A 14,442-nucleotide genomic window follows, 5' to 3' on the forward strand; every position below is an offset into this window, starting at 1 on the left:
GGTGCGCCGGGCCTGTTAACAAATGTAAACCGCCCGAGAACCCCCCATTTCCGAAGGATCACCGCGGCCCGCTTCCGCGGTGTGGACCGATGGCGTCCGGCCAGTTCGCGAACCCATCGTCGCTGGTCGCGCTCCAGCTCGGTCCCGCGCCCTCGGCCGATCCGGTGACTACCAGATTTCGACCGGCTCACAGCTCACAGCGACCCGAATAGGGATGTGAAAAGTTCGTTTTGCGGGATGCGTCCGCCTCCTTACAGTTGCGCCAACAGCCCGATTTCACAGCTCGAAGGGGGCGTCGTGGTCAATTCGCTGCTGAACCTCGGTAAGTATTTCCAGCGCGCCGAGGTCTCGCCGGACCACCGGTCGGTGTACAAGGTCGGTGGCCGCGACGCCGACGAGTTCTATCGCGACCGCTGGTCGCACGACAAGGTGGTGCGCTCCACGCACGGCGTGAACTGCACCGGCTCGTGCTCGTGGAAGATCTACGTCAAGGACGGCGTGATCACCTGGGAGTCCCAGCAGACCGACTACCCCTCGGTGGGCTCGGACAAGCCCGAGTACGAGCCGCGCGGCTGTCCGCGTGGTGCCTCGTTCTCCTGGTACACCTACTCCCCGGCCCGGGTGCGCTACCCGTACGTGCGCGGCACCCTGCTCGACCTGTACCGCAAGGCCAAAGCCGAGCTCAAGGACCCGGTGCTGGCCTGGGAGTCGGTCGTCGAGGACCCGGTCGAGGCCAAGGCCTACAAGACCGCGCGCGGCAAGGGCGGTTTCGTCCGGGCCGAGTGGTGGGAGGCCGCCGAGATCGCCGCGGCCGCGCACGTCTACACGATCAAGCGGTACGGACCGGACCGTGTGGCCGGCTTCTCGCCGATTCCCGCGATGTCGATGGTCAGCCATGCGACCGGTGCGCGGTTCGTGTCGCTGATCGGCGGCTACATGCTCTCGTTCTACGACTGGTACGCCGATCTGCCGGTGGCCTCGCCGCAGGTGTTCGGCGACCAGACCGACGTGCCGGAATCGGCCGACTGGTTCGACGCGGGCTATCTGATCATGTGGGGCTCCAATGTCCCGGTGACCCGCACGCCGGACGCGCACTACATGACCGAGGCGCGCTATCGCGGCCAGAAGGTCGTCGTGGTCTCGCCCGACTACGCCGACAACACCAAATTCGCCGACGAGTGGGTGGCCGCGCGTCCCGGTACCGATGCCGCGCTGGCGATGTCCATGGGCCATGTCGTGCTCAAGGAGTTCTTCCTCGAGAAGCAGACTCCGATGTTCACCGATTACATCAAGTCCTACACCGACTTGCCGTACCTGATCTGCCTCGACGAAGCGGCCGATCACGACGGCGCCCTGCCCGGCAAGTTCCTCACCGCCGCCGATCTGGGTCACACCGGCGAAGGCGTCGAACACAAGCCGGTGCTGCTGGATCAGGCGGGCAACCCGGTCGTGCCCAACGGCTCACTGGGCCACCGCTTCGGTGCGGGCGACGCGGGTAGGTGGAACCTCGATCTCGAGGGCGTCGACCCGCTGCTCACCCTGCTCGGGCACTCCGCCGACGCACCGGCCACCATCGCCCTGCCGCGTTTCGACACCGATGTCGCCGGGTCGATCATCCGTGGCGTGCCGACCACGATCATCGCGGGCAAGCGGGTGACGACAGTCTTCGACCTGCTGCTCGCGCAGTACGGCGTCGGCCGCGACGGGCTGCCGGGCGAGTGGGCCACGGGCTATGACGACGCCGAGTCGCCGTACACCCCCGCCTGGCAGGAGACCATCACCGGCGTGCCCGCCGTGCAGGCCGCCCGGATCGGCCGCGAGTTCGCCGACAACGCCGAACGGTCCGGTGGTCGCTCGATGATCCTGATGGGAGCGGGCACCAATCACTGGTTCCACTCCGATCAGATCTATCGCGCCTTCTTCACCCTGACGCTGCTCACCGGCTGCCAGGGCAAGAACGGCGGCGGCTGGGCCCACTACGTCGGCCAGGAGAAGTGCCGCCCGGTCACCGGCTGGGCCACCCTGGCTTCGGCCACGGACTGGCAGCGCCCGCCGCGCCAGATGCAGGGCACCGTGTTCTGGTACCTCACCAACGACCAGTGGCGCTACGACCCCTTCACCTCGGACTCGTTCGCCTCACCCTTGGGCAAAGGCACGTTCGCCGGTCGCACCGCCGCCGACAACATCGCCCTGGCCAGCCGACTCGGCTGGATGCCGAGCTACCCGACGTTCAACCGCAACCCCCTCGACCTCGCCGACGAGGCCGCCGAAGCCGGAAAGACGCCGGCCGAGCATGTGGTCGACGGGCTGAAGTCCGGTGACCTGCGGTTCGCCTGTGAAGATCCCGACGCGCCGGAGAACTTCCCGCGTGTACTCACCGTGTGGCGGGCCAACCTGCTCGGCTCCTCCGGCAAGGGCAACGAGTACTTCCAGAAGCATCTGCTCGGCTGCGGCTCCAACCTGCAGACCACCGACGCCACCGGCGTGCGCCCACAGGAACTGGAATGGCGCGAGGAAGGCGCCGAGGGCAAGCTGGATCTGCTGCTGGCACTGGACTTCCGGATGACGAGCACCACCCTGTTCGCCGACATCGTGCTGCCCGCCGCGACCTGGTACGAGAAGCACGACCTGTCCTCCACCGACATGCACCCCTTCGTGCACGCCTTCTCCCCCGCCATCTCCCCGCCATGGGAGGCCAAGACCGACTTCGAGGCGTTCCACCGGATCGCGCGCGGGTTCTCCTGGCTGGCCGAGAAGCACCTGGGCACCCGCAAGGACATCGTCGCGGTACCGCTCCAGCACGACTCCCCCGACGCGCTCGCCCAGGTCGGCGGCAAGGTTCTGGACTGGAAAGCCGGTGAGTGCGAACCGATTCCGGGCAAGACCATGCCCAAGATCGTCGAGATCGAGCGCGACTACACCAAGATCGCCGAGAAGCTCGCGGCGCTGGGCCCGCTGGTGGACACCCTCGGCGTGACCACCAAGGGCATCACCACCTACCCCGATGCCGAGGTCGAATACCTCGCGGGTCAGAACGGCACCATCGTCTCCGGGATCGCCGAGGGCCGGCCCTCACTGGCCAAGGACACCCACGCCGCCGAGACCATCCTGGCGCTGTCGGGCACCACCAACGGCCGCCTCGCGGTCGAGGGCTTCGAGACGCTGGAACGCCGCACCGGCACCGAACTCGCCGACCTCGCCAAAGAGGCCGAGGGTAAACGCATCTCGTTCGCCGACACCCAGGCCAGGCCGGTCCCGGTGATCACCTCCCCGGAGTGGTCGGGTAGCGAGAGCGGCGGTCGCCGGTATTCGCCATTCACCATCAATGTCGAGCGGCTCAAGCCCTGGCACACCCTCACCGGCCGCCAGCACTTCTATCTCGACCACGACTGGATGATCGAACTCGGTGAGCAGCTGCCGATCTTCCGGCCACCGCTGGACATGACGGCGCTGTTCGCCGAGCCGTCCATCGGCAAGGTGAGCGGGGGCGGGGTCACCGTGCGCTACCTGACACCGCACTCCAAGTGGTCGATCCACTCGGCCTACCAGGACAACCTGCACATGCTCACCCTCTCGCGCGGCGGGCAGACGATCTGGATGTCGGACCGTGACGCGGCCAAGATCGGGGTGGCCGACAACGACTGGATCGAGGCGATCAACCGCAACGGCATCGTCGTCGCGCGCGCCATCGTCTCGCACCGCATGCCCGAGGGCACCGTGTTCATGTATCACGCGCAGGACCGCGCGGTGGATGTGCCGCGCATCGAGGGCACCGAGGACACCAAGGTCGGCAAGGGCAAGCGCGGCGGCATCCACAACGCGCTGACCAGGGTGTTGATCAAGCCATCACACCTGATCGGCGGCTACGCCCAGCAGTCCTTCGCCCTGAACTACCACGGGCCCACCGGAAACCAGAGGGACGAAGTGACCACGATCCGCCGCCGGAGCCAGGAAGTCGAGTACTGACATGGACCACTCTGTTCGACCGCCGAGGCGACGACTGATCTCGAACCGTCCGGGTACCTCGTCGGGCACGCCCGGAACCGGATCGACACCCGACCGCACGGCCGCGGGCAGGACGCTCGGCGGCTCCCGAGCCGTGCGCAAGAATCGCGGAGAGGCGGAATAACCATGCGCGTCATGGCTCAGCTCGCCATGGTCATGAACCTCGACAAGTGCATCGGCTGCCATACCTGCAGCGTCACTTGCAAGCAGGCGTGGACCAATCGGGGTGGCACCGAGTACGTCTGGTTCAACAATGTGGAAACCCGTCCGGGACAGGGGTATCCGCGTCAGTACCAGGATCAGGAGAAGTGGAAGGGCGGCTGGACGCTCAACAAGCGCGGCAAGCTCTCGCTCAAGTCGGGTTCGCGGTTCAAGCGGCTGATGAACATCTTCGCCAACCCGGATCTGCCCACGGTCGAGGACTACTACGAACCGTGGAGCTACGACTACGACAACCTGCTCTCCTCGCCGCCGATGGACACCACCCCGGTGGCCCGGCCGAAATCGCTGATCACCGGCGAGGACACCACGGTCACCTGGGGCGCGAACTGGGACGACGACCTGGGCTCGGGTCCCGAGGCAGTCGGCAAGGACCCTTTGCTCGGCAAGCTCGAGGACAAGGTGAAACTGGAGTTCGAAGAGACCTTCATGTTCTACCTGCCGCGCATCTGCGAGCACTGCCTCAACCCCTCCTGCGCCGCCTCGTGCCCCTCGGGCGCGATCTACAAGCGCGAGGAAGACGGCATCGTGCTCGTCGACCAGGACAAGTGCCGTGGCTGGCGCCAGTGCATCACCGGCTGCCCGTACAAGAAGATCTACTTCAACCACAAGACGGGCAAGGCGGAGAAGTGCACCTTCTGCTACCCGCGCGTGGAGGTCGGCATCCCGACCGTGTGCTCGGAGACCTGCGTCGGGCGGCTGCGCTACATCGGCGTGATGCTCTACGACGCCGACGCGGTGCTCGAGGCGGCGTCGGTGACCGAGGACAAGGATCTGTACCCGTCCCAGCTCGGTGTCTTCCTCAATCCGCACGACCCGCGCGTGATCGCCGAGGCCGAGGCGGCGGGCATCTCCACGGAATGGATCACCGCCGCGCAGGATTCACCGGTCTACAAGTTGATCGTGGACTACCAGCTGGCCCTGCCGCTGCATCCGGAATACCGCACCATGCCGATGGTCTGGTACGTGCCGCCGCTCTCGCCGGTGGTGGACGTGCTCACCGAGACCGGTCACGATGGCGAGAACGCCGACAACCTGTTCGGTGCCATCGACGCGCTGCGGATTCCGGTGGAGTACCTGGCCGAGCTGTTCACCGCGGGTGAGGTCGGGCCGGTGCGCGCGTCGCTGCAACGCCTGGCCGGAATGCGCGCGTTCATGCGCTCGGTGAACCTCGGCGAGGAGCCCGATCCCGGGATCGCGCCGTCGATCCGGCTCGAGCCCGAGGAGATCGAGGCCATGTACCGGCTGCTGGCCATCGCCAAGTACGAGCACCGGTACGTGATCCCCTCCGGCGCGACCTCCCGCGCGCACGAACTGGATTCGCTGGCCACCGGCTGCAGTCTCGACACCGACGGCGGCCCCGGCATGACCGCGTTCGACCAGATGGTCGAGAAGTTCTCGCTGACCGACACGAATCAGGCCGCGCCGGAAGAGAAGTCGGGCCGGATCAACCTGCTCAACTGGGACGGCCGCGACACCAGCGGTCTGGTGCCGAGCAGCGACACGCTTGCCCCCGCCACGAACGGCAATGGCGCCGTGGGGAGCAACGGCCACGGAAGCAACGGCGCTGCCGTGGTCGACCCACCCGTGAGCGGAGTGACGCGATGAGTCTGCTCTCGATCCGTCGGCGACCGCAGCCGGTCACCGTCATGAGTGAGCACGACCGCCGGTTGGTGTGGCGGCTGGCCGCGCTGCTGCTCGACTACCCGGGCGAGAAGACCCTGGCGCTACTCGACGAGATGACCGGTGCCGCGGCGGAATTGCCGGCGCAGGTGCGCGCGCATTTCACCGGCCTGCTCGGCTACCTGCGGGACACCCCGGCCATCGAGTCCGCGCAGAGCTATGTCGAGACCTTCGACATGCGCCGCCGTGCCAGCCTGCACCTGACCTTCTACGCCTACGGCGACACCCGCAAACGGGGCATGGCGCTGCTGCGGTTCAAGCACGCCTACCGTCAGGCCGGGGTGGAACTCGGCGACGAGGAACTGCCCGACCACCTGCCGGTGCTGCTCGAATTCGCCGCCACCATCGACCCGATCGGCGGCGAACGCCTGCTCGGCGAACATGTGCCGGTGCTCGAACTGCTGCGACTGTCACTGGGCGACAACAACTCTCCCTACGCCGGTGCGCTCGGCGCGGTGCTGTCGACCCTGCCGCCGGTGACCACCGCCGATCGTCGCCGCATCGCCGAACTCGCCGCCCAGGGCCCGCCCGAGGAAGAGGTCGGTCTGGAACCCTTCGCCATGGACCCCGCCCTGTTAGACGCCGAGGAAGGCCGCCGATGAACGCCACCATCCCCGTTCCCGAAGGTGTGTGGCTGATCCTGCCCTACATCGCGGCGACTTCCTTTGTGCTCGGCCATGTCTGGCGCTACCGGTTCGACCAGTTCGGCTGGACCACCCGCTCCTCGCAGATCTACGAGTCCAAGCTGCTGCAACTGGGCAGTCCGCTGTTCCACTTCGGCATGCTCGGCGTGTTCGGCGGGCATGTGATGGGCCTGCTGATCCCGCAGTCGTGGACCGCGGCCGTCGGCATCTCCCAGCACACCTACCACCTGATCGCGGTCGGCGCGGGCTCGGTCGCGGGGCTGATGGTTGTCGCCGGTGTCGCGATCCTGTGCTACCGCCGCATCGTGGTCCCGGCTGTGCGCAAGGCGACCAGCCGCAACGACGTGCTCATGTACACCCTGCTGACCCTGGCGCTGGTCACCGGTCTGCTCAACACCTGGGGTTCCAACCTGGCGTGGGGCACCTACAACTATCGCGACACCGTCTCGCCCTGGTTCCGCGGCCTGTTCACCATCCACCCCGAGCCCGGCCTGATGGTCGGGGTCCCGTGGACCTTCCAGCTGCACGGCCTCGTCGTCCTGGTCCTGGTCGCCGCCTGGCCCTACACCCGCCTCGTCCACATGTTCAGCGCCCCCATCGGCTATCTCACCCGCCCCTACATCGTCTATCGCCGCAAGGAGGTCAAGGCCAGGGACAAGACCCGCTTCGCCAAGGCCTGGGACGCCCCGGTGACCCCCGACCGCTGGTAGCCACTGAGTGGGACGCTCCCATTGCCACAAAAACTGTAACGTGTTTCACTTCTGGCATGAGCGATGTCCTCGCACCAGCCCGCCTCGGACCACTCACCCTGCGTAATCGGGTGATCAAGGCGGCCACGTTCGAGGGGCGAACACCCGAGGCGCTGGCGACCGATGAGCTGGTGGAATTCCACCGGGAGGTCGCCGCGGGCGGGGTGGGAATGACGACGGTGGCCTATTGCGCGGTGGCGCCGGGTGGGCGCACGGATCGGCATCAGATCTGGATGCGGCCCGAGGCGGTGCCGGGGTTGCGGCGGCTCACCGACGCCGTGCACGCCGAGGGGGCGGCGATCAGCGCGCAGCTCGGGCACGCCGGACCGGTGGCCAACGCGAAATCCAATCGGGCGCCCGCGCTGGCCCCGAGCCGGATGTTCAATCCGCTGGGGATGCGGTTCACGAAGGTGCCCGACGCGCTCGGGATCGCCGAGGTGGTCGCCGCGCACGCCAGGGCGGCGCGACTCGCGCGAGAGGCCGGGTTCGACGCGGTGGAGATCCATCTCGGGCACAACTATCTGGCCAGCGCGTTCCTGAGTCCGATCCTGAATCGGCGCAAGGACGACTACGGCGGGGCGCTGGTCAATCGCGCGCGCGTGGCCAGGGAACTGGCGCGGGCGGTACGCGACGCGGTCGGTGACACGATGGCGGTGACCGCCAAGCTCACCATGGAAGACGGTGTGCGCGGCGGATTCTCGGTCGAGGAATCGCTCCAGGTGGCGAGCTGGCTGCAGGACGACGGCGCCCTCGACGCCCTCGAATTGACCGCGGGCAGCTCACTGCTCAATCCGATGGCGATCTTCCGCGGTGACGCGCCGCGCAAGAACTTCGCGAAGGTGCTGCCGATCCCCGTGCGCTGGGGCTTCCAGCTCGTCGGCAAGCAGTTCCTGCGCGAATACCCTTATCGCCCGGCCTATCTGCTCGACAAAGCACGCCGGTTCCGGCAGGAATTGTCGATGCCGCTGGTCCTGCTCGGCGGCATCACCGATCTGGCCACCGCCGAGCAGGCGAGGGCCGAGGGCTTCGACTTCGTCGCCATGGGCCGCGCCCTGCTCCGCGAACCGGACCTGATCAACCGCTGGCACACCGACGCGACCACCCGCTCACTCTGCACCCACTGCAACGAATGCATGCCGAGCATCTACACGACCACCCACTGCATCCTCCGCACTCGAGCCACCACCTGAGCCCCGAGTCGGACAGTTGATCACCAGGCTCTCAGGCGAGTATGGCCCGAGAAGCCGACGCCACCAGATCCTGATGATCGGTCGTCCAGGTGATCAGAGGGATGCGCGGACGGTGTCGAACCAGGTTTGGGTCGCGGTGAGGCCCTTTTCGACGTCTTTGCGGCCGTCGAGGAAGCCGAAGAGGTCAGCGGCGTAGCGAGTGAGGACCGTGCCTTCGGTCTCCTCGAGGTCGGCGAGGACCTCGGCGTCGCCGAGCAGGTAGGCGACGACGGCGAGCTGGCCGGGGGACCATTCGGCGCGATAGGGCGCCCACCCGGCGGCGCGGACCGCGCGAGCACGGGTGAGCAGGTCGTCCCGGAGCGCGTCGCGGTCGGCGTCGCTGGGACGGCGCGGCTTACCCCAGCTGATCCGTTTCGCATCCGACATCTCGAATCCTCTCGCTGACGTGGGGCGGTGGACCGGGCGAGGTCCGCGCGGCCATGAGGTGACTGTCCCAGATCGACACCGGGCCCGCGCGCGCCAGCCCCGGAACACGCGCTCATCCGCAGGCCGAGGTGGCGGACCGCGGACGGGGCGCCGGTGCCGTCGAACCACCGGCCGCCCTTGATGATGCAGTCGAACGTTGCCGACCCTTCCTACAACGCGAGCCGACGCCGGGTGACCTTGCCGGTCGCGTTGCGCGGCAACTCTTCCGAGGTGATCCGCCAGCGGACGGGCACCTTGAAATAGGCCAGCCGCGCGGCCAGGTAGGCGCGCAGTTCCTCCGGGTCGACCGCGCCCGGCTCGGCGACGACCACGGCCGCCACCTCCTGGCCGAGATCGGGATGGTCGACGCCGAACACCGCGCACTCACTGACCGCCGGGTGTTCGGCGAGCACATTCTCGATCTCGGTGGGGTACACGTTCTCCCCGCCGCGCAGGATCAGGTCGGTGCGCCTGCCCGCGACCGTGAGCCTGCCGTCGGTGAGCGCTCCGAAATCGCCGGAGCGCAACCAACGTTCGCCATCGATGGCGGCGGCCGTGGCATCCTCGTCGTTCCAGTAGCCGAGCATGACGTACGGGCTGCGGATACAGATCTCGCCTTCCGCGCCGTCGGGGACCACCGCGCCCTCGGGATCGCGGATCTCGACGGCGACGCCGATGATGGGCCTGCCCACCGATTCCGGGTCGACCGCGAGGTCGAGCGGCGTCGCCACCGTCGCCGCGGTGCCGCTCTCGGTGAGACCGTAGCTGGTGGTCAGCGCGAGTTGGGCACCGGCGAGGTGGGTGCGCAATCGGTCGAGCAGCGCAGGTGAGGACGGCGCGGAGTTCAGGGACAGGGCGCTCAGCGAGGACAGGTCGTAGCGCGACACATCATGGTCGAGCAGTCTGCTCGCCATGGTCGGCACGGCCGCCCAGTTGGTGACACGTTCGCGTTCGACCAGGCGCAGCACCCGGTCCACCGCGAACGCGCCGTCCGGGAACACCACCGAGGCGCCGGTGGCCAGGCGCGGTATGACCAGGTTGTGCAGGCTGGCGATGTGGAACAGCGGCGCGGTGACCAGGTAGCGCCGCTCGCTCGGTCCGTCGCCCAGCGGCTGCCCGGTGAAGGCGGCCATCATCGCGTCGGTGAAGCGGTGATAGTCACTGACGGCCACCAGGTTTCGTTGCGAGTGCACCACGCCCTTGGGGCGGCCGCTGGTGCCACTGGTGTAGAGAATCACGGCCGGATCGTCCTCGCCCACCGGGGTATTCGGGATCTCGCCGCCGAATTCGGCGATCAGCGCGGGCAGATCGTCCTCGAAAGTGAGAACCGGCACGTCGCTACCCGATTCTGCTAGGCGCGCAGCTCTTTTCGCGTCGGCGAGCACCACGGTCGGGCTGGTGTGGCCGAGACCGTAGGCGATCTCCGGTGGCGCCCACCAGGCGTTGTAGCCGACCGGGATCGCGCCGAGACACTGCGCCGCCCAGAACGCGATCACCCAGTCGGGGCCGTTGGCGGCCAGGATGCCGACCCTGTCGCCCTTACCGACGCCGTGGCGGGTGGCCAGTGCCGTGGCCAGCGCACCGGCAGCGGCAGCGTGCTCGGCGAAGGAGATTCGGCGGTCGTCGGTGACGAGATAGTCGCGCTCACCCCAGGTCAGCGAGTGCTCGAGGAGTTCGCGCAGGTTGCGGCGGCGGTGTGCCAGCACCGGAATCTCGGCGCCGAGCACCGACTCGACGGTCATCTCGAAGGGGGCGCCGGGCGCGGTGAGGCCCGCGGCGACCTGCGCCACGAAGGTCTGGGGGTCTGTTTGGGGGGATACTGCTTCGGTCATGTCTTCCTCCATCAGGGAATGAGCACGGCGCGTCCGCGGATCGCGCCTGCGTCGAGTCGGTCGAAGGCGGTGCGGGCGGCGGCGAGGTCGAAGCATTCGACCTCCACGCGCAGCGCGCCCTCGGCCGCCAGCGCGACCACCGCCGTCAGGTCGTTTCTGGTGCCGCCGTAAGACTTGCGCACCGTGGCGCCCCAGGGCAGGCCGGGCCCACCCGCCGGGCCGGAGTCGATGCCGGGGACACCGCCCGCGAGTCCCACCATGCGGTAGGCGCCGTTGGGGGCCACGGTCTCGACGGCCAGCTTCGCGGTGACGTCGGAGCCGACGAAGTCGAACACCGCCTCCGCGCCACGGCCATCGGTGAGTTCGAGGATCGTGGCGGCCGTGTCGGGACCGGCCAGCAGGGTGATGTCGGCGCCGCAGGCGGTGGCCAGGTCCAGTTTCTCGGCGCTCACGTCGACCGCGATCACCCTGGTCTCGGTGGTGGACTTCAGCAATTGGATCGCGACGTGGCCGAGGCCCCCGATGCCGATGGCGACCGCGGTGGCGCCCGGCCAGAGCTGGTCGGTGGCGCCACGGATGGCGTGCATCGGGGTGAGCGCGGCATCGGCGAGCGGGGCGGCCTGGGCGAAGCTCAACTCGGCGCCGATCGGGACGAACGCGCTCGCCGGGATGCGCACGTACTCGGCCATTCCACCGTCGGGGCCGAGGCCGGGACACGGCGGCATCGCGCCGCGCCCGGCGGCCAGACAGACATTCTCGTTGCCGCGCAAGCATTCTCGACAGTCCCCGCAGGACCAGCACAGGTAGACGATCCCGCGCTCCCCCACCGCGCGCCCGACCACCTCGGCGCCGATCGCCTCGATGGTTCCCGCGATCTCGTGGCCGAGGGTGAGCGGATCTTCGCGCAGCGGGAACGGCAGTCCGAGGACGAAGGAGTCCGAATGGCAGATCCCGGCGGCCCCGACCCGCACCAGCAGGTCGCCGGGGCCGATCTCGGGCACGGGGATGGTCCGCAGTTCGAGGGTTCCCGGTGCGGTCAACTGCATCGCGCGCATGGTCATCGCTGCCCCACCGCGTCGAAGACCGCCTTCAGGTACAGGTCGCAGCGATCGGACCCGATCAGGCCGGTGGCCATCCGATTCATGGTGTAGGCGAAGGTGACTCGACGATCCACATCGTTGACGACCATCGAGCCGCCGTACCCCGCCCACCAGCAGACCCGGCCGTCGGGGATGTGTGGGAAGGTCTGTGGGCGGGGCAGACCGTAGCCGATGCCGAAGCGCAACGGGGTCAGCAGGGCCAAATCGATGCCGTCGGCTTGCTCCCGGAAGATCAGGTCGATGGTGGCGGGCGAGAGGAATCGCCTGCCGCTCAGCTCACCGCCGCAGGCGATCAGCGATTGCACGCGGGCCACCGAGCGGGCATTGCCGTGGCCGTTGACCGCACCGTTCTCGGCCTCGCGCCACCCCGCGGAGGCGGTTTCGGCGATGTCGAGCAGCGGGCTGGTGAGCGTCTTGACGAGCACGCTGTCCTGGTCCAGGGTCGACAAGTCGAATTCGGGCATCTCCGGCGGGATCAGGGTGGCGATCCGGTCGGCGTGCTCGGGACCGGTGCCGATGTGAAAGTCCGCGCCCAGGGGGCCCGCGAGTTCGTCGGCGAAGAACCGGCCGAGCGTGCGGCCGGTGATCCGGCGGACCAGTTCGCCGATGAGGTGGCCGTAGTTGAGCGCGTGATAACCCGAGGCCGCGCCGGGTTCCCACCACGGAGCCTGGGCTGCCAGGCGGGCGGCGGCGGACTCGGTGTCGTAGATGTCGGTCAGTTCGATCGGGCGGTCCCAGCCCGAGACGCCCGAGGTGTGCGCGAGCAGCTGCCTGACCTCGATCCCGCCCTTGCCCGCGGCCGCGAATTCGGGCCAGTAGTGCGCCACGCGTTCGTCGACCTCGAGTTCGCCCGCCTCGACGAGCAACAGGGCGCACAGCGCGGTCATCGTCTTGGTGACCGAGAAGACGTTGACCAGGGTGTCGGCGCCCCAGGCGGTGGCGCGTTCCGGGTCGGCGTGACCGCCCCACAGGTCGAGGACCGGCTCGCCGTCCACGGTGACACACAGCGCGGCACCGAGTTCGGCGCCGGAGACGAGTTGTTCGTCGAACACCTGACGGACACCGGCGAATTCGTCGCTACAGAAGCCGCCGCTCATCGCCGCACCCCGGCCGTCGCGCGAGCCGGCACCGGCAACGTGTTGCCCGCCGCGGCAGCGCGCTTGGCGCCGCGCGCCATTTCCTTGCGCAATCGGCGCACATAGGGCTCGAATTCGAGCTGGATCGTGTGGCGTGGCGAATCATAGTAGCGGCCGGTGCGCGCGGTTTCCTGTTCGCGCACGGCGGCATCGATCTGATCGCGTGGCGGCAGGTGGTAGCGGCCGGTCAGATAGGCGGCCACCAGCTTGCTCTGCTGCTCGGCGAAGTTGACCAGGGTGGGCAGGGGCTGGGCCAGGCCGAGATGGAACAGATTGTCCACGCCGGGCTTCATCATCATCGCGAACAGCGGGAGCCGGTTGGCGGCATCGGGGACCAGTGCCGGGTCGGTGAAGAACGGGAAGCTGATGTGATAGCCGGTGGCACACAGCACCACATCGACCTGTTCGCTGCTGCCGTCGGCGAAATGGACGGTGTCGCCATCCAATCGGGTGATCGCGGGCTTGCACTCCACATCACCACAGCCGGCCCGGTGCAGGAATTCCTCGCTCGCCGACGGGTGCGCCTCGAACGGTTCGTGATCGGGCGCGGGCAGGCCGTAGTTCGGCATCTCGCCACGGTTCTTGCGGACGAACCGCTGCTTCAGCTTGAGGGCGACCCTCGGCGGAATCCACGAGGGCATCGAACGCCGGTCCCCCACTTGACCGTTGACGTATTTCGGCAGCACCCAGACACCACGGCGGGCCGAGACGAACAGTTTCTCGGCGAGAAATCGCTGGGACAGCTCCGAGGCGATGTCGAGGCCGGAATTGCCCATCCCGACGACCACGATCCGCTTGCCGCGCATGTCGATCGGATCGAAGGGGTCGTTGTAGGCGTGACTGTGCATGAGCACACCGTCGAATTCGCCCGGGTAGTCGGGGAATCGCGGGTTCCAGTGGTGGCCGTTGCAGACGATGAGGGCGTCGAAGATCTCGGTGTCGCCCGTACTGGTCGTGACCCGCCACAGGCCCTCGTCATCGCGTTCGGCGGCGGTGACCAAGGTGTCGAAGCGGATGCGGGACCGCAGGTCGAAATGGTCGACGTAATCCTTGAAGTACTGCAGCAATTGGGAGTGATGCGGGAAATCCGGCCAGTCATCGGGCGCGGGAAAGTCCTCGAACTGCAGGCGGTACTTGGAGGTATCGATGTGCAGGCTCTGATAGCAGGCCGACATGCCGTTGGGATTCTTGAAGTACCAGTTGCCGCCCACCTCGTCGGAGGCTTCGTAGCAGACGAACGGAATACCGTGTTCGGCAAGACGTTTGGCGGCAGTGATGCCCGACGGCCCGGCGCCGATGACGCACACCGTGGGCAATTCACGTGTATTCATGCACAACTCCTGAGCGGCGGGTCGACGATGACCCGGCCGAAGTGACGTGAACCACACGATAGCGGCTCACTGGACATCATGTCCAGTG

General features: G+C 67.9%; 10 protein-coding genes. 5 read left to right on the forward strand and 5 right to left on the reverse strand.

Features of this window, described 5'->3' with window-relative positions:
* Positions 1–237: 237 nt before the first annotated feature.
* From BOX37_RS24420 to BOX37_RS24440, 5 genes are all read left to right on the forward strand, one after another.
* Positions 238–3,966 carry a nitrate reductase subunit alpha gene (locus BOX37_RS24420; protein WP_240505037.1) on the forward strand — a complete coding sequence of 1,243 codons (3,729 nt, stop codon included), beginning with the start codon at positions 238–240 and terminating at the stop codon, positions 3,964–3,966.
* A 174-nt stretch (positions 3,967–4,140) separates the two neighbouring features.
* The gene (gene narH, locus BOX37_RS24425; protein ID WP_071929674.1) at positions 4,141–5,832 is read left to right on the forward strand and encodes a nitrate reductase subunit beta; all 1,692 of its coding nucleotides are present in this window, start codon (positions 4,141–4,143) and stop codon (positions 5,830–5,832) included.
* A complete protein-coding gene (narJ, locus tag BOX37_RS24430) occupies positions 5,829–6,509 on the forward strand; it encodes a nitrate reductase molybdenum cofactor assembly chaperone (protein WP_071929675.1) in 681 nt (226 codons plus the stop codon). Before narH ends, narJ begins: the two co-directional genes overlap by 4 nt.
* Positions 6,506–7,261, forward strand: coding sequence for a respiratory nitrate reductase subunit gamma (narI, locus tag BOX37_RS24435; RefSeq protein WP_071929676.1), 756 nt, complete (start codon positions 6,506–6,508; stop codon positions 7,259–7,261). Before narJ ends, narI begins: the two co-directional genes overlap by 4 nt.
* A 56-nt stretch (positions 7,262–7,317) precedes the next feature.
* Positions 7,318–8,490 (forward strand): NADH:flavin oxidoreductase, encoded by a 1,173-nt coding sequence (locus BOX37_RS24440; protein ID WP_071929677.1) that lies wholly within the window; start codon positions 7,318–7,320, stop codon positions 8,488–8,490.
* 93 nt (positions 8,491–8,583) lie between these two features.
* On the opposite strand, the gene BOX37_RS24445 is transcribed toward BOX37_RS24440, so the two are convergent.
* The 5 genes from BOX37_RS24445 to BOX37_RS24465 all read right to left on the reverse strand — a co-directional run bounded on the left by BOX37_RS24445 (position 8,584) and on the right by BOX37_RS24465 (position 14,354).
* Positions 8,584–8,916, reverse strand: a complete 333-nt coding sequence (locus BOX37_RS24445) for a hypothetical protein (RefSeq protein WP_071929678.1) — start codon at positions 8,914–8,916, stop codon at positions 8,584–8,586.
* Positions 8,917–9,125: 209 nt separating this feature from the next.
* Positions 9,126–10,787: a steroid-24-oyl-CoA synthetase gene (gene casG / locus BOX37_RS24450; protein WP_071931841.1), complete on the reverse strand. Its 1,662-nt coding sequence runs from the start codon at positions 10,785–10,787 to the stop codon at positions 9,126–9,128.
* A gap of 11 nt (positions 10,788–10,798) precedes the next feature.
* The gene (locus BOX37_RS24455; RefSeq protein ID WP_071931840.1) at positions 10,799–11,842 is read right to left on the reverse strand and encodes an NAD(P)-dependent alcohol dehydrogenase; all 1,044 of its coding nucleotides are present in this window, start codon (positions 11,840–11,842) and stop codon (positions 10,799–10,801) included.
* Between the two features lie 2 nt (positions 11,843–11,844).
* Positions 11,845–12,984, reverse strand: a complete 1,140-nt coding sequence (locus tag BOX37_RS24460; protein ID WP_071929679.1) for a serine hydrolase domain-containing protein — start codon at positions 12,982–12,984, stop codon at positions 11,845–11,847.
* Entirely contained in the window at positions 12,981–14,354 is a 1,374-nt protein-coding gene (locus BOX37_RS24465) for a flavin-containing monooxygenase (protein WP_071929680.1), read from the reverse strand. The genes BOX37_RS24460 and BOX37_RS24465 overlap by 4 nt, the downstream gene beginning before the upstream one ends.
* Between the last annotated feature and the right edge of the window lie 88 nt (positions 14,355–14,442).

The organism is Nocardia mangyaensis (genome assembly GCF_001886715.1).
Lineage (GTDB): Bacteria > Actinomycetota > Actinomycetes > Mycobacteriales > Mycobacteriaceae > Nocardia > Nocardia mangyaensis.